Raw genomic sequence first — 20,377 nt, forward strand, 5'->3', positions numbered from 1 at the left:
CTGAAGCAGATCGGTTTAGCCGCTGGCGTTAGTGCTTTCGAAGATCTTGTCAGCCGAGGCGGCAACAAAACCGCTGTACAGCTCACCGTCGGCTTTCGGGTATCGCCGTGCGAACTCGTAAAAACAGCTGGGAATGGTTTCTTCCCGATCCGAGAACTGCACCGGTATCCGGTCGGCCATGGTGGAGGATTGTTCCAGCAACTCCGCCGGGGAGCCTTTCACTTCGCCACCCGAGGCATTCACCGCATAGCCGTTGTCTTTCAGTAGCTGGTTGATTTCCGGCACGGTCTGGAACTGAGTGAGGTGGTTGATACTCACCGTAAAGTGGTTGGCGCGATAGCCCCAGGCTGCCATCCAGGCCGCGTACTCGCTCTCTTCCAGCAGGGTACGGTAGGTCTGGTAGTCCACGTCCCAGTGGCGACCGGAATACAGGAAGTCGTCTGCCTTGACCCGGTCCGGGTCAACCTGAGCCACCAGATCCTTGACGATGGCCTGAAGCTCTGGCGAACACTGCTCCACCAACAACTCCGATATGAACACTTTGGGCGCATCCGGATTCGGATGTTCGTAATGCCGGGCGTAGAGTTTCTTGGCTTCAAAATGATACTCGCCCCCCTGAACGTAGCCGAGGCTCAGGAAATGCTCGGCCAGGGCATCCAGCCCGACCGGGGCCAGGTTGAAGGTGCGCAGGGCGATGTGATCGTTAATGATGGCCTGCCCCTCTTCGGCGCCCAGGATGCGGTGAATCTCCTCGGCTGAGGGGGTGACCTCCTGGTAGTTGCGCCAGAGCTGTTGGAATAGGGCATTGCGATCAGTGTGCATGAACGATCTCCGGACGAAGGTGATGAGTGTTGGGTGCCACGTCGCGCTGACTACTGGCCAGAGGCAGGGCGCGGCAGCTTTGGCCCGGTTCGAGGCCCATCTGGTCGGCCAGGGCCGGGCTCAGGCACAGGCTGTTAGAGCCCGGCCGGGTGTCTGCCCCGGTCAGCACCGTGGCCCTGAATCCTGCGGTTTCAGTATTGGTGATCAGCAACGGCATGGCAATGCGCTTGCGGCTTCGTTTCTGGAATTCGGTGGCCGGCACCGCATCCACTTCAACCTGCCAGCTCTGGGACTCCCGCACGCTGCGAATCGACGCCAGCGGGCATTCTACCGTCGGGCCGGCATCGAACAGGTCCACCAGCCCCTTGTGCTGGAAACCTTCGGCCTCGAGCAGACGCAGCGCTGGCCGGGTGCGCTCGTGCACCTGACTGATCACCGCCCTGGCTTCGGCGCTCATCAGGCAGGTGTACAGCGGGTGCGACGGCATCAGCTCGTCAATGAAATGGGTGTAGCCGGAGCCGACTAAACGTGTGGCCGAAGCAAAATCCATATCGACAAAATGGGTCTTCAGCCAGGACCAGAACGGAGACTGGCCGGCGTCGTCAGACACTCCGCGCATCTCGGCGATGACGGTATCGGAGAACCGCTCCGGGTGGAGTGCCATAAACAGGAACCGAACCCGGGACAGCAGCTTTCCCGCATTGGCGCGACGGAATTCCGGGCGCAGGTAAAGGGAGCAAATCTCGGTGCAGCCGGTGTAGTGGTTACAGCGGGTCAGGGTTTCCACATTGCGTCGCAGGCCCAGATCCCGGGAATGGTGGGTAACGGTACTGCGGCGGAAATGGTGAAGCGGGCGGGTGCGACCGGCGGCGGCTTCAATGCCGGTGGTGCCCATGATCTCACCGGTGGTCTCATCCTCCAGCACAAACAGGTAGTGCTCGTCGCCGGGCTGAGTCACCTCGCGCTCAAAACTGGCAATAGAGTGCTCGATCTTGCGGGCCAGGGCGTCGCGATCGGGCATCAGGGACGTAAATCCGGGGCCGGATTCAACGGCAATCTGATACAGGGTATCCAGATCCGTGACGGCAATCGGGCGAATGAACATGGCCTGCATCCTGAAGTGGTTTGGCACAGTATGAACAGTGGAACTGCCGAATTGCAGATGCAGTTTGAGCGAAATGATCTATGATTGGGTCAAAATGACTAAATAGGTCGACAAAATGATAGGAAAGCAGGATCAGAAATTGCTAATGCTGCTGCGCCACAACGCCCGGGCCAGTATCACCGAGCTTGCCCGAACCCTGCATGTATCCCGGTCGACGGTGCAGAATCGCATTGCCCGCCTTGAAGCCAGCGGTGTTATCCGGGGCTATTCGGTGCTGTTGGGTGGGGAGTTTTCAGCCAACCAGGTGGAGGCGCACGTGTCGATCAAAGTGCTGCAGAAACTGACTTCCCGAACCAATGCCGCGCTCGAGGGCATCGCCCAGGTCTCGCAGCTGTTTTCAGTCAGTGGTGAGTACGACCTGATTGCCATCGTGCAGGCCCAGTCGCTGGAAGAGCTGAGTGCCGTGCTCGACGATATTGGCAATCTGGAAGGGGTGGAGCGCACCAACTCAGCGGTGGTGTTGGAGACACGCTTCCGGCGCTAGTTTGCAAAGAGGGGCAGGAATCGGTCTGCCGGGGCGCTCTGTTTTGGTCAGGCGCCCAGTAGGCCTGCCCTGTCACTCTAGACCATTGCCCCGGTCTGTCACGGGGCTTTTGTGGCCAGGTGCTCAATTGTGAGCGCATTTGTCATTCTCGAAGACCATGCTGGCTATTGAGAGGTGGCGAATTCCAGCTACTATAAATAAGTCCGAATACGTCCAACCTGAACTAAAAATAATGATAACAACAACAAGGAGCCGTAAATGGCCATTGATCCGCGCAAGCAGACGTCGCTGCATTGTCTCTACTTCTGGGCCGAAACCTCCCCCGATGCGATTTACCTGACCCAGCCTTACCCGGACGGCCGGGTGGAAGAACTGACGTGGAAAGAGGCGGCCGATCAGGTCTCCCGGATGGCCACCTATCTCAATGGCCTGAACTTGCCGGCGCACAGCAACATCGCGCTCCTGGGCAAGAACAGCGCGCACTGGATTCTGGCCGATCTGGCCATCTGGGCCGCTGGCCATGCCTCGGTACCTCTGTACCCGACCCTGAACGGTGAAACGGCGGCCTACGTGCTGGAGCACAGCGAGGCAAAACTGTTGTTCCTGGGCAAGATGGATGGGACCGCGGATGGCTGGAACGACATCAAGGGGCGTATCCCGGACGACCTGCCCGTGGTTTCGCTGCCGATGTCGCCCCGGAACGACACGCCCCAGTGGCTTGATCTGATAGCCCAGAATGAGCCAGCAGAGCCCAGGCTGCCCGACCCCGATTCCCTGGCGACGCTGATCTATACCTCAGGCAGCACCGGCCGGCCGAAAGGGGTCATGCACAGTTTCCGCACCATGATTTCCGTTGCCGACGGCTTGCAGCAGATATTCCCGGTGTCGTCCGATGAACGCATGCTGTCCTATTTGCCGCTGGCCCATGTGGCCGAGCGGGCGGCGGTAGAAACCCAGTCGCTGTATTACGGGTTTCATCTGTACTTTGCCAACTCTCTGGATACTTTCCAGGAAGACCTGCAACGGGCACGCCCAACCCTGTTTTTCTCAGTACCCCGGTTGTGGATGAAGTTCTACCTGGGGGTGAATGCCAAGCTGCCGCCCAAGAAACAGAAGCTGCTGTTCAATATCCCGGTGGTCAAATCACTGGTGAAAAAGAAGGTGCTGAAGCAGCTTGGCCTGGATCATTGTCGTGCCGCACTCACCGGTGCCGCGCCGCTGTCCGGGGAGATCATCGCCTGGTATCGGAATCTTGGGCTGGAATTGCTGGAGGTGTACGGCATGTCCGAGAACTTCGGCTATTCCCACGCCAACCGGCCCGGGCAGGCTAAGGTAGGCACGGTGGGCAATGCCAACCCCGGTGTTGAACATCGCATTGCCGAAGGTGGCGAGGTGGAGGTCAAGAGTCCGGGGCAGATGCTCGGCTACTTCAAGAACGAAGAGAAAACGCGGGAAGATGTCACTGACGATGGCTTTTTGAAAACCGGTGACATGGGCGAAATCGACAGCGATGGCTGCCTGCGGATTACCGGCCGGGTCAAGGATCTGTTCAAGACCTCAAAAGGCAAGTACGTGGTGCCGGTGCCCATTGAGAGTCGTTTCAATCATCCGATGGCGGAAGTAGTGTGCGTGGCCGGTGCTAACCAGCCTCAGCCGTGCCTGATGGTGTTGCTGTCCGAGGAGGCCCGGAGCCAGCTGGAAGCGGGTGGTGACCGTGCCGAACTTGAGCGTGAACTGGCCCAGCAACTGGATGCGGTGAATGCCGAATGCGAAGCCCACGAAAAGCTGGCTTTCGTGGTGGTGGTCAAGGAGCCGTGGACCATGGAAAACGGCATGCTGACTCCCACCATGAAGATCAAGCGGAACGTGATTGAAGACTTCTACACCCGAAGGATGGACGACTGGTTCGGGCAGAAAAAGAAAGTGGTCTGGGAATTCTGAATCCTGAAAGCGAAAACGCCGGTGATCCCTTGCGGGAACACCGGCGTTTACAAATCCTTCTGCGCTGTTACCAGTCCTGTAGCACCCACGCCTTCTCAGATCGGGTTCAGTGACCGCCCTGCATCTGGGTCATATCTGGCGCAACGGCTCCTGCCGTGCGCTTCCACGACCGAATCTTCCGGCTGATGAACTGAACCGCCTGCTTGGAAGCAGCACGGGTGTACTGGCGCCTGACCTCTTCACTATTGTGGAGGATACTTGACGGCAGCGGTTGTACGGTTGCGATATGGTTCTGAGTCATAGCGCCTTCCTCCCTTTGTCAGGTGTATTAGTTAGCGATCTACCTTTAGCTTGGACCAAAGTATAAGGGTTCTTTTTTGCAGTAGTAATACGTTAAAATCCGTATCCACGTTGCAAATATGCAGTCATTATGGATTGGGATTATCTTCGATATATACGCGCCCTGGCAATAGGCGGAACCCTCGCCAAAGCAGGCGAATTGCTGGGTGTGCATCAAACCACGGTGCTCCGTCGACTGGACCAGATGGAAGAGTCGATGGGCGTGCAGTTTTTCGAACGGAACCGCGATGGTTTGCAGCTGACTCCGGTCGGCGAAACCGCCTTTCGTGAGGCTGATCGGCTGGCGGTCGCTATGGAAAACCTGGAGCGCAAGCTGGTGGGCCAGGATTCCGCGCCGGTGGGTAAAGTCAGGCTGGCCGCCGAAGACGCCACCCTGAATGCCTTGCTCAGCCCGATTCTGGCGGACCTGATTCGGGAGTTTCCGGATATTGAACTGGAAATTTTGACCGACAACGACGTCGCCAACCTCAGTCACCGGGAAGCCGATCTGACCCTGCGTTGTGACAACAAGCCCCAGGCTACCCTGGACGGCGAGCGCATTGCCGCGGTCGAATCGGCGGTCTACGGGGCAGCGCGCTATTGTCGCCGCAACCGGCAGATGGATATCGAGAATGATCCGGAGGCCTGTGTCTGGATTGTGCCTGATGAAACCTTCAGTCATCTGGCTACCGGGCGCTGGTATCGCAAGCATCTGAAAAACGCCCAGTCGCTGATCCGCTGTAACAGCCTGCAGTCCATGCACGCACTGGCCTGCGCCGGTGCTGGGCTTGCGGTATTGCCGTGTTACCTGGGCGAGGGCGCGAAGGAACTGCGCCGGCTGAGCGATCCGCTGGAAGGTGAGAGCGTTGATCTGTGGCTACACGTTAGCCAGGACACCCAGCAGATGGCCCGCGTCCGGATCGTGATGGAGTTCCTGGTGGACCGGCTTCAGGCTCTGGAATCGAGCATCGAGATCAGCGGCTCGCTCTAAAAACCAGTCAGCCACAGAAGGGCCAGAACTGGTACCAGCGCCAGCATTGGAATTCCTGCTCGCACGCCTGCAGCTGGTTGTCGTAGCGGAAGGCCCGGGTTTGCACCCGGCTGGCCAGGGCGGTGATGTCCGGTTTTTGGTCAAAGGTTCGGCGCTGGTAGCCGCCCCGACCCTCGTGATACGCCAGGTAAAGTTGGCGGGGGTTGTAGAAGTTGATGCCCAGCTGCCGATGGGTCAGGTGGTTGTACCAGCCCACAAAGTCCAGGGCATATTCCATATCGGTGCGAACGGTAAACCAGCCGTCGCCGTTGGCGGCCAGGTATTCGCGCCAGGCTGGATCCAGTGCCTGGGCATAGCCGTAGGCTGAGGTCGGTCGGGTCCATGGAATCAGCCCCCAGAGTAGTGTTCTCGGCGGGCGGGCGTGGCTGCGAAACGACGATTCGTAGTACACAAACGCCATCTGGGTGGCAATGGGAGTGCCCCATCGGTGTTCGGAGTCGCGGGCGTAGTCATACCACACCGGATGTTCCCGGAAGATTTCGCACAGATCGTCGGGATTGGCGGGCGGATCCGGCGCCAGCAGGCTGAATCTTAGTGTGGCCCATACCCCCATCAGCAAGCCGAGCACCGGTAATCCGTACCACTTCACCCGTGAACGCCAGTCATTAACGCGACGGGCTCGGCGTCCCTTGCGTCGGCGCCCGGGTTGTCGGATTTTCCCTACCAAACTGTCATCTCCAAAGCTCATGGATTGCTTGATGCCTGAGCGGAACCCATGTCATAAACAGGGCCTGCACATAACGAGATGGTAGATAAATGAAGCTTGGCACCCTAGTTAAACCTGTTTTAGTTGCCGCCCTGCTGGTCTCCGGCAGCGCCACAGCGGCGCCGTCGGCGCAGCAGGTCCTGGCCGCGTCACCGGTGGACGACATCGTCGCCCAGTACCCGGCCATGATGAGCCAGGGTATCCGCGAGGGCCTGAAACGCACCGACCAGATACCGCCGATGGTGGCCGAAACCATTGGCTACGTGGTCAGTGGCAGTTTTCGCGCCGCTGACATTGAACGACAGATCGTGAAGGACCTGGAAGCCGGTTTGACCGATCGGCAACTGGAAGCCGTCGCGGACTGGTACCAATCGCCGGTGGCCCGAAAAATTGCCGCGGCGGAGATCGTGGCGTCGGATCCGGCCATGTGGAAAGAAATCAAGGCCAGGGCGCCGGCGCTCAACGAGAAATACCAGGGCAGTGACCGTGTCCGCCTGTTCGACCGCTTCGACCGTGCCGCCCGCGCCACCGAAAGCGCCGTGGATACGTCCATTGCGGTTCAGCTCGGTCTGGCCACTGCCATGGCCGCGTTCAGCAGCGATTCGGTCAACTACGACCAGCTCAAGCAGCGCATTGAAAGCCAGCGTGGCGCCATCCGAGGTATCGTGGAGCAACAGGTGTATGAGAGCTATCTGTTTACCTACGAAACCATCAACAACGAGGAAATGAAACAATACGTGGCGTTCCTCGAAAGTGGTCCGGGTTCGGCGTTTTCCCGGGTGGTCACCGACAGCATCCAGCAAGCCATTACCGATCCGATTGAGTCGGTTGGCAACCAGATGACACGGTTTCTTTCTCCGGAACAATCAAGCGGTCAGTGAATTGGCCCAGCTCGGCATAGACCTGCTCCCGGCGTCTTGCGTAGCGGTGCGAGAAGTGGAATGCCACCAGTTGCCGCACGCCCGCGGCGTTGGCGATGCGGGCGGTGGCCTCGGTGGTCAGGTGCCCAGTTCGTTTGGCCTGCTCAATGTCTGACACCATGAATGAGGCCTCGCAAAACAGCGTGTGGGCACCGCGCGCCAGGTCGGTCATGCGGGCAATGTTCTCCGGGGTGTCGGCAAAGTCCGTGGCGTAAACCACCGGTTCGCCAGCGGTCTGGATCAGTATTCGGGCCGCCAGATCCTCGGCTCGGTAGGTGGCACCGTTACCGGGTGAAATCAGTTCGTCCGGGCGCTTTCTCAGCACCGCCAGCTTGAGATCGTGCAACCAGGGCCCCGCCCGGGCACCCATCTCCTCCAATGCATTTTTCTGCACATTGAGTTTGCCAAACGGCTCCCAGGCATAGGCCATTACGGGGGTGCCATGGTCCAGCATTGCGGCTCTTATCCGGAATTCCGTTTCCCGGTGGATCACGCCTCCGGGCGTGGGCAGGTCCTCCAGGGCCTCTAGCGGGCCCGCGCCGGCGTTCAGTTGCCAGCGTTTCAGGTGGTCGCCGTGCCACTCGTGCACGATGAACCTGGGGCCGCGGTCTTCCACCCGATCCCACAGCAGCCCCCGAACCATGCCGGCGATATGGCCCAGGAGTCCGGGCGGGCCGAACAGCCGGCAGGAAGGGAAGTGGCCGATTCGGCTGCGCAGGAACCACAGAAATCCGCCAATATGGTCAGCATGGCAGTGGGTAATGAAAACGTCGGTGACCTGATGTGCCGACCGGAGCGCCATGCGTCCGCTGTCACCCATATCGAACAGCAGGCTGCGGGATTCGTGCAGCAGGCGTAATTGCATCAATGGATCGCCGCCAATTCCGTTAACCAGGGAGGCCACAGCGGGACCCACCCGCACGACTATCTGAGGATCGTGGCCATGGCTGGTGAGTGCGCCCAGTTCCACGCTGATCTCGAATGCGCCCCTGCCATTGTGATTCTGCTGCATAAGGTCCGCCTCCCATTGCCGCCGAAGATCGTCTAGTTGGGTCGAAATTTGTACAACCGGCGATTTGGGTCCAATCTCATTAGTATATGCGAGCGGGGAGTTACTCCCATGGATTTCAATGCCTATCAGAAAGCGTTGTCGGTTCAGTCGAGGGGGACTGAGTGCCCGTTTGCACCCCCGGAATACGAACAGCGCCTCGCCTGCGTCCGTCAGCGCATGGCTGATGACGATATCGACGCCCTGTTGCTGACCGACTGTTCCGACATTTTCTACCTCACCGGCTACAGCACCTTCGAGGTGTCTGTCCATGTTGCTCTCGTGGTCACTGGCTCGTCTCTCTTGCTGCAGGTTCCTTCCATTGAAATGGGGCCGGCGATGGTAACTACCCGGGTGCCGAACGTGTCCGGCTATCGCTGGGAAGGTATTGGTGAGGTGCTGCTACCCCTGATCGACGCTCTGAACGATTCCGCCGACACCGTGGGCATCGACGCCTGGCATGGCTCACTGCGACAGGGGGTGGTGGAGGGCTTGAAGGAAAGGCTGTCTGGAGTGCGCTTCGTGGATGCGGGCGGGTTGGTGAAGAAGGTTCGGATTGTGAAATCCGAGACCGAGATTGAGTTCCTGCGCGAGAGTGCCAAGATCACCACGGCCGGGCTTCAGGCCGCGGTGGCAAGCGTGCGCCCAGGGGTGACCGACAACCACATTGCCGCGGTGGGCTCCAGGGCACTGATTGAGGGCGGCAGCGAATTCATGAGCATGCAGCCGATTGTTACTACCGGGCGGCGCAGTAGCGTGATTCACGCCAATCACAATCGGGTAGTGGTGGAACCAGACGAGCCGGTGTTCCTGGAGTTCGGTGCCGCCTGGCATCGTTACACGGCGCCGATGATGCAGACGGTGGTGGCCGGTGAGCCTTCCGCGGATATGCGTCGGGTATTCGACGGTTGCCGGCGGGTGGTGGATGCCTTGCTGGAGGCGATCAAGCCTGGCGCGACCTTTGATTTCGCAGCGCAACAGGCTGAAAGGGCGCTGACCCCGCTGGCCAGGAAGGTGTTTTTCTCAGGGGTGTTCGGCTACACCGTTGGGGCCCAGTTTCCGCCCTCCTGGGTCGAGGGTTCGGGGTTCATTGCCCGCGGCGGCAATACCGAATTCAGGCCGGGCATGGTGTTTCATTTGCCGATCTGTCTCAGGGTGCCGGGGCAGTGGGGAATTGGCTGCAGTGAAACCGTTCTGGTGACGGATCACGGCGCCGAAACCCTGACCGCCAATCCGTGGTCGCTTAATCCAGCCTGAGTTCCTGCAGGTAAACCGTCCGCGGCTCCGACAGTTCGGTGGCAAACAGGGTCAGGCGGCGCACCTGGCGCAGATTCATGGTTCGGGTAGCCGGTGCCTGCTCAATATCGTCCAGTGCGATGGTGTGGCTCGATACCCCCGGTGTCAGGGTTAGCCGGGTGTTGTATCGGTCACTGAGGGCATTGCTTCCCCGTTCATGCTGAATGTCATTGATCCGCAGAATCAGGGTAAGAGGCTCGGGCGCCGGGTTGTGTAGGCGCAGAGTCAGGGTGTCGAATTCCCGCCAGTCGGATGGCACCCGGTACAGTGAGGCTCCGGAGTAGCGCTCCGTTCCCAGTTCGATTTTCAGGCTCTGGTCGTGTTTGCCATTATGCCTGGGAGAGGGTTCAACCGACCCGCGCCAGTAGAACGACGGATTACTGTGGCCAAAGTCGTAAACCTGAGGCAGTTGGTGTTCAAGCTTGAAGTAACGTGCCGCCTGTACGCCGGTTGTGCTCAGTTCGTACAGCAGTAGCAGGGTGCTGAACAGAGCCAGGGCAGCGGTGATGGCACGATTGCGCACCCGGAAGGTGAGCAATGGCTGCCAGGCCAGGACGAACCACAAGCCGATCAGGTTGCGCAGCAGATCCCGTAAGTCAAAATCGCGGCCCATGCCTGCCTGCACGGTTTCAACCGCAATACCAAACGCCAGCACGGCGGCTGTCGATGCCAGCCACAGGCGCCAGCCTCTGAGCCAACGCCGGGGGTTAACTGCGAGGGTTATCAGGGCAAACAACAGGACATGCCCCAGATTCCAGGCGGCGAAGTTGAAGCCACCGGGGAGCCAGTCGGGTCTGCCGATAAACAGGAGAGGGGTGAGCAATACAACACCCACAAGGGCCAGCAAACGTAGTCGCTGACCCTTGGGCGTGTTGGCTGGGATACTGCCTGAAGCCATTAGCTGCGGCTGGTAACTTCCAGCAAGTGGTAGCCAAACTGGGTCTTGATCGGGCCAAGCACGGTGTGCAGTTCGCTGTTGAAAACCGCCTTGTCGAACTCAGGTACCATCTGACCCGGGCCGAATGATCCCAGATCGCCGCCGTTACGGCCGGACGGGCAGGATGAATGCTGCTTGGCGACTTCGGCGAAATCCTGGCCACCTTCGATGGCTTTCTTCAGTTCTTCACACTTCGCTTCGCTGTCTACCAAAATGTGGCGTGCAGTTGCCTGTGCCATGGTTGAACTCCTTACGTGGGTTATTGAAAACATCAGAACCGGAATGCTGCCCGTACCCACGGTTTGAGGCAAGGGCTTTTTATCCGTGTTTCTGCGGTCTCACGATTGAACCTGCAAACCTGTACAATGCCGGCTTTATTTTGCCGGCGCCAGCCACTCCGGGCTGCACCGGCCTCACGTCTATAGGTTTCTGATTGATTTCCACCGCCAATATCACCATGCAATTCGGGGCCAAGCCCCTGTTCGAAAACGTCTCGGCTAAATTCAACAACGGTAATCGCTACGGCCTGATCGGCGCCAACGGTTGCGGTAAGTCGACCCTGATGAAGATTCTTGGCGGTGACCTAGAGCCCAGCGCCGGCCAGGTCATGCTGGAGCCCAATGTCCGCTTGGGTAAGCTGCGCCAGGACCAGTTCGCCTATGAAGAGTGCACGGTGATGGACACTGTGATCATGGGGCACGAGGAGCTCTGGAACGTAAAGAAAGAGCGCGACCGGATTTACTCTCTGGCCGAGATGAGCGAAGAGGACGGCATGGCCGTGGCGGACCTGGAAGTGCAGTTCGCCGAGATGGACGGTTACACCGCCGAGGCCCGCGCGGGTGAATTGCTGCTGGGCCTGGAAATTCCTCTGGAAGAGCACGAAGGCCCCATGAGCGCCCTGGCGCCAGGCTGGAAGCTGCGAGTGCTGCTGGCCCAGGCGCTGTTCTCCGATCCGGACGTACTGCTGCTGGACGAGCCCACTAACCACCTGGATATCAACACCATTCGCTGGTTGGAGAACATCCTGGTGGCCCGAAACAGCACCATGATTATCATCTCCCACGACCGCCACTTCCTGAACAGTGTGTGCACTCACATGGCGGATCTGGACTACGGCGAGCTGCGCCTGTTCCCGGGCAATTACGACGAATACATGACCGCCGCTACCCAGGCCCGCGAGCGCATGCAGGCGGACAACGCCAAGAAGAAGGCTCAGATTGCCGAACTGCAGCAGTTTGTCAGCCGATTCTCAGCCAACGCCTCCAAAGCCAAACAGGCTACCTCGCGCGCCCGTCAGATCGACAAGATTCAGCTCGAAGAGGTGAAGCCTTCAAGCCGGGTGAGCCCGTTCATCCGCTTTGAACAGGGCAAGAAACTGCACCGTCAGGCTGTGACCCTGCACAACCTGAGCAAGGGCTTCGATGGCGAAACCCTGTTTAACAAGCTGAACCTGCAGGTGGAAGCCGGCGAGCGCGTGGCTATCATTGGCCCGAACGGCATCGGCAAAACCACGCTGCTGCAGTGCATGGCAGGCGCTTATGAGCCCGACGCCGGCGAGGTCAAGTGGACCGACAGTGCCGAGGTTGGCTACTACGCCCAGGACCACACGGCCGACTTTGCTTCCGACGACACGCTCAGCGACTGGATGGCCCAGTGGACAACCGGTGGCGAACAGCTGGTTCGCGGCACGCTAGGGCGGATGCTGTTTTCCGGTGATGACATTGGCAAGTCGGTTAAAGTGATCTCTGGTGGTGAGCAGGGGCGGATGCTGTTCGGCAAGCTGATCCTGCAAAAGCCCAACGTAATGCTGATGGACGAGCCCACCAACCACCTGGACATGGAGTCCATCGAGGCGTTGAACCTGGCGCTGGAGAACTATCCGGGTACGCTGATCTTTGTCAGCCACGACCGGGAGTTTGTTTCTTCGCTGGCAACGCGCATTATCGAATTGAGTGCCGATGGGGTTACGGACTTCAGTGGTTCTTATGATGACTATCTTAAGAGTCAGGGTTACGTTTAAAGACCTGACATTGGGGCTGGGCAGCCGGGGAAAGCTATCCCAAACCCGTTCCTTCGGCACCCCTATGGGGTCCAGCCCGCAATCACAGATTGCGGTCGTTCGGCTGTCGCATGAAGCTTCGCTTCATTAACGCTCGGCCTCACCCATGTGACGCTTGAGCTCCGCCATCCATGGCTGCGCACAGTTTTGGCAAGACATGCCCACCCGCCCGCTCTGAACTCGGTGCGGACACCCGATTCAAGAAGGTAAGTACCATGACAGAGACTGAGATCGTAAATGCGACGCGGAAGTGGGTGGAAAATGTGGTCGTCGGCTACAACCTCTGTCCATTCGCAAAGAAGGAGCTGGTTCGGGATCGCGTACGGTTCGTGGTATCCGACGCTGCCGACGAAGACTCCTTGCTGCAAGCTCTTCATTCTGAACTCCAGCGCCTCGACGAAGAGCCCGGGGTTGAAACCACGGTTTTGATTCACCCGGGTGTATTGCAGGACTTCGAGGCCTACAATGAGTTTCTTGATGCGGCCGATGGCTTGCTGGCCTATCTGGATATGGAAGGCGTATATCAGATTGCGAGTTTTCACCCGGACTACCAGTTCGCGGGTACCGATCCGGAGTCGGCGGAGAACTACACCAATCGTTCCCCATACCCGATGCTTCACTTGTTGCGTGAGGCGAGTCTGGAAGCCGCGATCGAAAGTCATCCGGACGTGGACGGCATTCCCGGTCGAAACATAAAGCTGACCGAAGAATTGGGCGTCGAAACAATGCGCGAAGCTCTTTTGAATTGCATCAAAAGCGCCAAGAAGCCCGGGGAGTAAAACGAAGAGCAGGTGGGTATTCCCTCCCAAAACTGTGCGCAGCCATGGATGGCGAAGCTCAAGCGTCACATGGACGTGCCGAAGGAGCGGGTTTTGGGAGGGAATACCCACCTGCGAAAGCACAGACTAGACGAAAAAAGGCCGAAACCAGCTAACCCGCAAAGACCAAGAGGCAACGAGTGGGACTTCTTTTCGAGCAAATCGACAGCCAACCGTCCGAAATCGGCGAGATCACCCTCAGGCGCCGAAAGATTCCGGCCATTGGCGACCGCGATATCTTCGAGGTAAAACTCGGCGAAGAATTCCTGATGTCCAGCATGTTTGTGGATGCCGAGATCGCGCTGTCAGACCTTGGCCTGAACGAAACCGAAGGCGATAACCTCAGCGTGGTCGTTGGCGGACTGGGGCTTGGCTACACCGCCGTAGCTGCGCTCAAGCACGACCGGGTGGGCGAACTGCTGATTGTGGAATACCTGGAACCGGTCATTGGCTGGCATCAGCAGGAATTGGTGCCGCTGGGTAGCGATATTAACGCCGACGCCCGCAGCCGTTATGTCCATGGCAGCTTCTTTGATCTGGCCGTTGCTGAGCCCAATGAGGGTGGATTTGATCCCGCATCACCGGGCCGAACCTTCGACGCCATTCTGCTGGATATCGACCATTCCCCCCGGGCTTTGCTGCACGATTCCAATGCCAGCTTTTACACCACAGAGAACATCGGCAAGATGGCGCAGCAGCTGAAACCCCGAGGTATCTTTGCCATGTGGTCGAACGAAGGGGAAGACGAGGAATTCATGGCCGTGCTAGGGGATGTGTTTACTGACGTTGCCTGCCATTACGTGCGCTTTTTTAATCCATTTCAGAACAGGGAATCGTTTAACACCGTATACGTAGCCCGCAAACCGGGCTGAACTTTCCGGAGTCTGTATGCCTGTGACGACCCACCGAACCCGACCATTCAGTTCCAGCCAGCGCTTGCCGGAAACTGACAATGCGCCGGTTCTGCACGAGCCGGAGCATGCCGGCGGCCTGCTGGCGGAGTTTATCCGCCGCCATCCCCGGCTGCTGATTCTGACCGGTGCCGGCGTGAGCACTGATTCCGGCATTCCCGATTACCGGGACGGCGAGGGCGCCTGGAAGCGTAAGCAACCGGTTCAGCATCAGGCCTTCATGACCAGCTATGAAACCCGGCAGCGTTACTGGGGCCGGAGCTTGATTGGCTGGCCGGTGATGCGCAATGCCGCGCCAAACCCATCCCATCACCATATCTCCGACCTGGAACTGCTCAATCACAGCAGCCTGGTGGTCACCCAGAACGTTGATCGCCTGCACCAGAAAGCCGGCACCCGGGCGGTCACTGACCTGCATGGCCGGGCCGACGAAGTTATCTGCATGAGCTGCGATTATCGCTGCCCGCGCGATGAGGTGCACGATCGTTGTGCCGATCTCAATCCGGGTTTTAAACATTACAAGGCGGAGACGGCGCCGGATGGCGACGCGGATCTGGACGTGGACTTCTCCGATTTTCGCCCAGCGGGCTGCCCCAAGTGTGAGGGCATACTGAAACCGGATGTGGTGTTTTTCGGGGACTATGTGCCAAAGGACCGGGTGTATTCGGCGCTGGATGTGCTCAAGGCCAGCGATGGCCTGCTGGTGATTGGCTCGTCGCTGATGGTGTATTCAGGGTTTCGTTTCTGCCGCTATGCCAAGGAGTGGGACAAACCGATTGCGACATTGAATCTTGGCCGCACCCGGGCCGAGGACCTGGTGGATCTGAAGCTGAATGCGCGGATAGGCGAGACGCTGGAATCGGCTGTATACAGCCTTTAGGTCGGTCTTTTAGCCTGGTAAAAAAGAACCCACTGAATAGTGGGCTCTTTGCGTTAGGCCGCAGGCCGGCGGGTCCAGGAACCGACTGCCACCTGTTGCGCTTACATCAGGTTGTAGATGAACACGGCCGCTACTGCCACGGGGGTGAAGTAGCGAATGGTGAGATACCACAACCGGAACATCGGGCCAGACAACGCCAGCTCTTTTTCCACCGCCTCACGGGACATCACCCAGCCGGCAAACACCGCAACCAGCAGGCCGCCCAGCGGCAGCAGGATGTTGGCGGTAAAGAAATCCAGCAAGTCAAAGATGGTCTTGCCTTCGAACATCGCAATACTGCCCAGTGGTGCGAAATCGGACCACAGGTTCAGGGACAGGATGGAGGCAATACCCAGGGCCCAGCACACTACACCGGCACCCAGGGTGCTCGCGGTACGGTTCATGCCTTTACGCTCTTCCAGCCACTCGACAATGGGTTCCAGCAGGGAGATCCCAGACGTCCAGGCGGCGAAGATCAGCAGTACAAAGAACAGGGTGCCGAACAGGCTGCCCATGGGCATCTGGCCAAAGGCCAGCGGCAGAGTCTGGAAAATCAGGCCAGGGCCGGCGCCCGGTTCAAGGCCGTTGGCAAAGACGATCGGGAAAATGGCCAGGCCGGCGAGCAGGGCAACACCGGTATCGATCACCGAGACGGCAATAGAGGTCTTGGCAATGGATACGTTTTTCGGCAGGTAAGAGCCGTAGGCCATCATCACCGCCATACCCAGGCTCAGGGTGAAGAACGCGTGGCCGAGGGCGACCAGGATGCCGGAGGTTGAAAGCTTGGAGAAGTCCGGCTGGAACAGGAAGCTCACAGCGCGACCAAACTCACCGCTGGTCATGGCGTAGCCCACTGCAATCAGCAGCAACACGAACAGGCCAGGCATCAGGATGCTGACGGCACGCTCCAGGCCGGCGCGAACGCCCTTGGCGACAACGAGCATCACCAGCGCCATGAACACGGAGTGCCAGAGCAGCAGGGTTAGCGGATCGCCCAGCAGGTTGGAGAAGATAGCGCCAACGGCCTCGGCCGACTGGCCGACCAATTGGCCACTTGCGGCGGTGCCCACATAAGACACAGCCCAACCGCCAATCACGGAGTAGAACGACAGGATCAGGAAACCGGCCAGAACACCGACCGCACCCACCATGCGCCACGCCGGCTTGAGCCGGTCGCGCTCGGCAATCAGGCGTAAACTGTTCACGGGGCTGTGGCCACCGCGGCGGCCGATCAGCACTTCCGCCATCATGATCGGCAGACCCACTGCCGCAATACACAGCAAATACACCAGGACAAAGGCGCCGCCGCCATTCTCACCGGTGATGTAGGGGAACTTCCAGATGTTGCCCAGGCCGACGGCCGAGCCGGTTGCCGCCAGGATGAACGCCAGTCGGGAGGACCAGAGCCCCCGCTTGGCGTTGGAGCCTTCCAGTGCCTCCGAATAGCTGGCACTACCTGAATTTGATACAGACATAACTGTCTCCTGCTTGGTACTTGTTGTTGTTTGGGAAAGCAGGGGTCAAAGCGAACTTCGGCCCCAAAGAGATCGATGCCAGGGTCTATCCGACCTGCGCCAGGCGCTCGGTCAGGGATTCAACTTTGGCAACGTGTTTGCGAAACCGTTCTTCCGCCAGCTCATTGGCGATGGTGCCCGTTGGCAGGCCGCTCCGGTCCGAACGGATAAAGATTTCCTTGAGCGTGTCGCCGATGCCATTGACGTGTTCGCGCACGGTGTCGGGGGAGGCCCCGGTACGCTCATAAAACACGTCGATAATGCCACCGGCATTGATAGCGAAATCCGGTGCGTACAGGATCCCGCGGTCTTTCAGGGCCTGGTCGTGGTCCGCGCGCTCAAGCAGATTGTTGGCGGCGCCGGCCACGATTTTGGCTTTCAGTTTCGGAATGCTGGTGTCATTCAGCACGGCGCCCATGGCGCAGGGTGCGACCACATCCACGGGCAGGTACAGGATGTCTTCGGCGGACGCTGGTGTTGCGCCCAGCTCATCCACCGCGCGCTGCATGTTCTCGGCAAAAATGTCGTAAACCCACAGTTGCGCGCCCGCCTCTTTCAAGTGCTTGGCCAGGCGGAAGCCGACATTGCCGATACCCTGGATCGCAACCTTCAGGCCAGTCAGGTCATCCCGGCCCAGTTGGTGCTTAACCGCCGCCTTAAGACCGACGAAGGTGCCCCAGGCGGTGGCCGGTGAGGGGTCGCCATTACTGGGTTTGCCATCAAAACCCATCCGCTCGGCAACGCCGGCGACGTTCTGGGTGTGGCGGCCCATGATCTTCAGGTCGGACACGCTGGTGCCGGAATCTTCCGCCGCGATGTATTGGCCACCCAGGCTCTCCAGATGTTTACCCATTGCCTCAAGCAGGGCTTCGGATTTCTGCTTGCGCGGGTCCCCAATGATGACCGACTTGCCACCGCCAAGGTCCAGGTTGGCCAGGGCCGATTTGTAGGTCATGCCCTTGGACAGACGCAGCACATCACGCAGCGCTTCTTCGTCGGAGGCGTAGGGGTACATTCGGCAGCCGCCAAGCGCGGGTCCGCGAGAGGTGTTGTGGATCGCAACAATTGCCTTCAGGCCGGTCTCGGGATCACAGAAAAAGGACAGATGTTCGTGGTTGTCGAACTCGGGGTGGCTGAATACGTTCATGGCGTTTCACCTATCTTTCTTGGCTGGAACTACCCTTGTGGGGCCTGAACAGCCGGTGTTTTGTTGTTAGATCGCGGCACTCGCGATTCGTTGGTGATGCTGATTCCGGATGCCTGTGCTCAGGATGGCGCAAGCCCGGATGCCGGAATGCCGATCGATGTCAGGTGATAACGTCTGTTTAATGCAGAGGGGCACACGTGCGCGGAACGCAGTCTGCCGATGTGGCGTACTGAATATGGCATGTTGAAATCCCCTCCACCTCACCGGATCGCGGCAATGGCGGCAGTCTTGTTGTTGTCGTCCGGCTTTTGGCCGGCGTTGCGATTTCAGTTGTCCGTTTCGCGGGGGAAAGTACCCTTTGAAAGCGCCCTTTTGGGGACGGACAGAAAACAAACTAATTTCTTTTTACGTGAACGTCAACTTGCAAAAGCTAATCAATTTTGCAGGTCTCATTGAAGCCATCGCAAGCACTTGTGGCCCGGGACAATTTTTATAGAAATGGGATATATCCGCACGGCCATTAGCGCGAATCGTTTTGAGGGCTGGGGCCGTGAAGGATGTGGCTGCGGTATAATGAGTGCTGTGGTTGCCCGCTCTTGGTGAGCGAAGGAGGGAATCATGAAACGCCTGTTTTATCTCGTCGATGCTATCGACAATGTGGAAAGCATCTCCGACGACCTGCATCGCGACGGCGTCTCCAACTGGCGGTTTCATGTGGTCAGTAAGGACGAGGCCGGTCTGTACTCGCATCATGTCCATAGCGCCAGTGTGCTGGATCGCACCGACCTTCCAAGGTTTGTGGAACGGGGGCTGATCATAGGCGGTCTGTTTGCACTGTTCTTCATTCTGCCCCTGGCACTTTGGGGCGACCTGGCCTGGCCAACATCGGCGTTTGTGGCCATGGGTGTGTTTGCAGTGCTGGCGGGTGGCTGGCTTGGAGGTTTCGGCGGCATTGGCTCGGAAAACTACCGGATCCGGCGTTTCCATAAGGACATTGAAGCCGGCAAGTACCTGGTCATGGTGGATGTGCCCAAAGCCGATGTTGAGCGTGTTGAGTTGTTGATGCACCGATTGCATCCGGAAGCAGCGCTGGGCGGCGAAGGCAGCAGTATCAATAATCCCTTTGCAGCAGCGGATGGGCGAGTGCATATCATGCATTGAGCCGGTCACGGATTAAGCCGCCCTAAACGGCAGGCTTCGGTATTTACCTATACGCGGTCAGAGGAAACTAACTTAGCTTCCTCTGATGTCTGTCGCTTCCTATCCATACCAGATCCAGCCGCACAAAGTCCGTCAGGAATTTTTCCGGCTCTTTCCCATCTCCCTGTTCGTGGTGGCATTTGGTGCTGCCTTCGGATTAGCCGCAACCCAGCAGGGTCTGTTGCCACTGGAAGCGATGTTGATGAGCACCACGGTGTTTGCCGGTGCCTCCCAGTTTGCGGCCACGGATATGTGGGGCTCCGAGGTCTCGGTGCTGCCGCTCATTGCGGTTGTGTTTGCGATCAATTCCCGGCACCTGTTGATGGGTGCGTCCCTGTACCCGATGCTCAAAGACGTGGCGCCGTTGAAGCGCTACGGCCTGCTGTTGTTCCTGACCGACGCCAACTGGGCGGTATCCGCCCAGGAGTACCAGAGCGGCCGGCGTAATCTGGAGGTGATTCTGGGGGGCGGGCTGGTGCTCTGGCTGGCGTGGCTGGTGGGCACTTGGCTGGGCGTGTACTTCGGTGGGGTACTGCAGAATCCCAAGAGTCTCGGGCTGGATATGGTGCTTGGCTGCTTTTTGCTGGCGATGGCGCTGGGTGGCAAGAAATCCGCCAGAGTGCTGGTTGCCTGGGGCGTTGCTGCCCTGGCATCTCTGGCCGCATGGAAATGGCTGCCGCCGCATACCCATGTGGTGGCCGGTGCATTGGCCGGTGGTCTGATTGGCTATTTCTGGCTGGATCAGCCGCAAGCTAAGGCTGTGGCACAGGAAGGAGAGCAGGCATGACCATTGAAACCACCACCGCGGGTGTTCTCGCGCTGATTGCCATCATGGCGCTGGTTACTCTGGTTACCCGGTTTGGCGGCGTGTTCGCCATGTCGTTTGTGCGGATCAGTCCGCGCATCGAGAGCTTCATCAACACCATGGCCAGTTCGGTGTTGATTGCCATTGTCGTACCTATGGCGTTCTCCGGCGACGCCGGTGCGGTTGCCGCGCTCTCGGTAACCGCTGTGACCATGCTGGCGCTCAGGAAGCCCCTGCCAGCTATTGCCGCCGGCATTGCCGCCGCAGGCCTGGTGCGCTACCTGTTCTAGAAGCG

The 20,377-nt window shown here is 59.0% G+C and carries 21 protein-coding genes; 12 read left to right on the forward strand and 9 right to left on the reverse strand.

Annotated features, from left to right (window positions below; genetic code table 11):
* Positions 1-15: 15 nt before the first annotated feature.
* Complete coding sequence (locus FGO67_RS07160) at positions 16-822, reverse strand: DUF1338 domain-containing protein (RefSeq protein ID WP_203300066.1); 807 nt, start codon at positions 820-822, stop codon at positions 16-18.
* Complete coding sequence (locus tag FGO67_RS07165; RefSeq protein WP_203300067.1) at positions 812-1,927, reverse strand: arginine N-succinyltransferase; 1,116 nt, start codon at positions 1,925-1,927, stop codon at positions 812-814. The genes FGO67_RS07160 and FGO67_RS07165 overlap by 11 nt, the downstream gene beginning before the upstream one ends.
* A 115-nt stretch (positions 1,928-2,042) precedes the next feature.
* Here FGO67_RS07165 and FGO67_RS07170 point away from each other — a divergent pair, with 115 nt between their 5' ends.
* Together FGO67_RS07170 and FGO67_RS07175 are read left to right on the forward strand one after the other, a co-directional pair.
* Complete coding sequence (locus tag FGO67_RS07170; protein ID WP_203300068.1) at positions 2,043-2,471, forward strand: Lrp/AsnC family transcriptional regulator; 429 nt, start codon at positions 2,043-2,045, stop codon at positions 2,469-2,471.
* Positions 2,472-2,729: 258 nt separating this feature from the next.
* On the forward strand, positions 2,730-4,412 hold the full coding sequence (locus FGO67_RS07175) for an AMP-binding protein (protein ID WP_203300069.1): 1,683 nt from the start codon (positions 2,730-2,732) through the stop codon (positions 4,410-4,412).
* Positions 4,413-4,518: 106 nt separating this feature from the next.
* On the opposite strand, the gene FGO67_RS07180 is transcribed toward FGO67_RS07175, so the two are convergent.
* Positions 4,519-4,713 (reverse strand): hypothetical protein, encoded by a 195-nt coding sequence (locus tag FGO67_RS07180; protein ID WP_203300070.1) that lies wholly within the window; start codon positions 4,711-4,713, stop codon positions 4,519-4,521.
* Between the two features lie 129 nt (positions 4,714-4,842).
* Between FGO67_RS07180 and FGO67_RS07185 the strand changes: the two genes are divergently transcribed.
* On the forward strand, positions 4,843-5,742 hold the full coding sequence (locus FGO67_RS07185; RefSeq protein WP_203300071.1) for a LysR family transcriptional regulator: 900 nt from the start codon (positions 4,843-4,845) through the stop codon (positions 5,740-5,742).
* Between the two features lie 7 nt (positions 5,743-5,749).
* Here FGO67_RS07185 and FGO67_RS07190 read toward each other — a convergent pair whose 3' ends face one another.
* Positions 5,750-6,469, reverse strand: a complete 720-nt coding sequence (locus FGO67_RS07190) for a transglycosylase SLT domain-containing protein (protein ID WP_476738611.1) — start codon at positions 6,467-6,469, stop codon at positions 5,750-5,752.
* 89 nt (positions 6,470-6,558) lie between these two features.
* Here FGO67_RS07190 and FGO67_RS07195 point away from each other — a divergent pair, with 89 nt between their 5' ends.
* Positions 6,559-7,389, forward strand: coding sequence for a DUF2059 domain-containing protein (locus FGO67_RS07195; RefSeq protein WP_203300072.1), 831 nt, complete (start codon positions 6,559-6,561; stop codon positions 7,387-7,389).
* On the opposite strand, the gene FGO67_RS07200 is transcribed toward FGO67_RS07195, so the two are convergent.
* Positions 7,316-8,440 (reverse strand): MBL fold metallo-hydrolase, encoded by a 1,125-nt coding sequence (locus FGO67_RS07200; protein WP_203300073.1) that lies wholly within the window; start codon positions 8,438-8,440, stop codon positions 7,316-7,318. The two genes, FGO67_RS07195 and FGO67_RS07200, sit on opposite strands and share 74 nt — an antisense overlap.
* A 108-nt stretch (positions 8,441-8,548) precedes the next feature.
* On the opposite strand from FGO67_RS07200, the gene FGO67_RS07205 reads away from it, so the two are divergent.
* Positions 8,549-9,733, forward strand: coding sequence for a M24 family metallopeptidase (locus FGO67_RS07205; protein ID WP_203300074.1), 1,185 nt, complete (start codon positions 8,549-8,551; stop codon positions 9,731-9,733).
* Here FGO67_RS07205 and FGO67_RS07210 read toward each other — a convergent pair.
* Together FGO67_RS07210 and FGO67_RS07215 are read right to left on the reverse strand one after the other, a co-directional pair.
* Positions 9,720-10,595: a VanZ family protein gene (locus FGO67_RS07210; RefSeq protein WP_238942298.1), complete on the reverse strand. Its 876-nt coding sequence runs from the start codon at positions 10,593-10,595 to the stop codon at positions 9,720-9,722. The two genes, FGO67_RS07205 and FGO67_RS07210, sit on opposite strands and share 14 nt — an antisense overlap.
* A gap of 74 nt (positions 10,596-10,669) precedes the next feature.
* Positions 10,670-10,981: a peptidylprolyl isomerase gene (locus FGO67_RS07215; RefSeq protein WP_476738613.1), complete on the reverse strand. Its 312-nt coding sequence runs from the start codon at positions 10,979-10,981 to the stop codon at positions 10,670-10,672.
* A 161-nt stretch (positions 10,982-11,142) separates the two neighbouring features.
* Between FGO67_RS07215 and FGO67_RS07220 the strand changes: the two genes are divergently transcribed.
* From FGO67_RS07220 to FGO67_RS07235, 4 genes are all read left to right on the forward strand, one after another.
* Positions 11,143-12,729, forward strand: coding sequence for an ABC-F family ATPase (locus FGO67_RS07220; protein ID WP_203300076.1), 1,587 nt, complete (start codon positions 11,143-11,145; stop codon positions 12,727-12,729).
* A gap of 254 nt (positions 12,730-12,983) precedes the next feature.
* Positions 12,984-13,547: a DUF1415 domain-containing protein gene (locus FGO67_RS07225; RefSeq protein ID WP_203300077.1), complete on the forward strand. Its 564-nt coding sequence runs from the start codon at positions 12,984-12,986 to the stop codon at positions 13,545-13,547.
* A 179-nt stretch (positions 13,548-13,726) separates the two neighbouring features.
* Positions 13,727-14,458 (forward strand): polyamine aminopropyltransferase, encoded by a 732-nt coding sequence (locus FGO67_RS07230; RefSeq protein ID WP_203300078.1) that lies wholly within the window; start codon positions 13,727-13,729, stop codon positions 14,456-14,458.
* 16 nt (positions 14,459-14,474) lie between these two features.
* Positions 14,475-15,377: an NAD-dependent protein deacetylase gene (locus FGO67_RS07235; RefSeq protein ID WP_203300079.1), complete on the forward strand. Its 903-nt coding sequence runs from the start codon at positions 14,475-14,477 to the stop codon at positions 15,375-15,377.
* Between the two features lie 101 nt (positions 15,378-15,478).
* Here the strand turns inward: FGO67_RS07235 and FGO67_RS07240 are convergent, their stop codons facing one another.
* Entirely contained in the window at positions 15,479-16,891 is a 1,413-nt protein-coding gene (locus FGO67_RS07240) for a sodium-dependent transporter (RefSeq protein WP_203300080.1), read from the reverse strand.
* A gap of 85 nt (positions 16,892-16,976) precedes the next feature.
* The gene (locus FGO67_RS07245; RefSeq protein ID WP_203300081.1) at positions 16,977-18,077 is read right to left on the reverse strand and encodes a Glu/Leu/Phe/Val family dehydrogenase; all 1,101 of its coding nucleotides are present in this window, start codon (positions 18,075-18,077) and stop codon (positions 16,977-16,979) included.
* 618 nt (positions 18,078-18,695) lie between these two features.
* On the opposite strand from FGO67_RS07245, the gene FGO67_RS07250 reads away from it, so the two are divergent.
* From FGO67_RS07250 to FGO67_RS07260, 3 genes are all read left to right on the forward strand, one after another.
* A complete protein-coding gene (locus FGO67_RS07250; protein ID WP_203300082.1) occupies positions 18,696-19,238 on the forward strand; it encodes a hypothetical protein in 543 nt (180 codons plus the stop codon).
* 85 nt (positions 19,239-19,323) lie between these two features.
* Positions 19,324-20,064 carry an AzlC family ABC transporter permease gene (locus FGO67_RS07255; protein WP_203300083.1) on the forward strand — a complete coding sequence of 247 codons (741 nt, stop codon included), beginning with the start codon at positions 19,324-19,326 and terminating at the stop codon, positions 20,062-20,064.
* Positions 20,061-20,372, forward strand: a complete 312-nt coding sequence (locus FGO67_RS07260) for an AzlD family protein (RefSeq protein WP_203300084.1) — start codon at positions 20,061-20,063, stop codon at positions 20,370-20,372. Before FGO67_RS07255 ends, FGO67_RS07260 begins: the two co-directional genes overlap by 4 nt.
* The last annotated feature ends 5 nt before the right edge of the window (positions 20,373-20,377 follow it).

The sequence above is a fragment of the Marinobacter sediminum genome, from assembly GCF_016820575.1.
Classification (GTDB): domain Bacteria; phylum Pseudomonadota; class Gammaproteobacteria; order Pseudomonadales; family Oleiphilaceae; genus Marinobacter; species Marinobacter sediminum.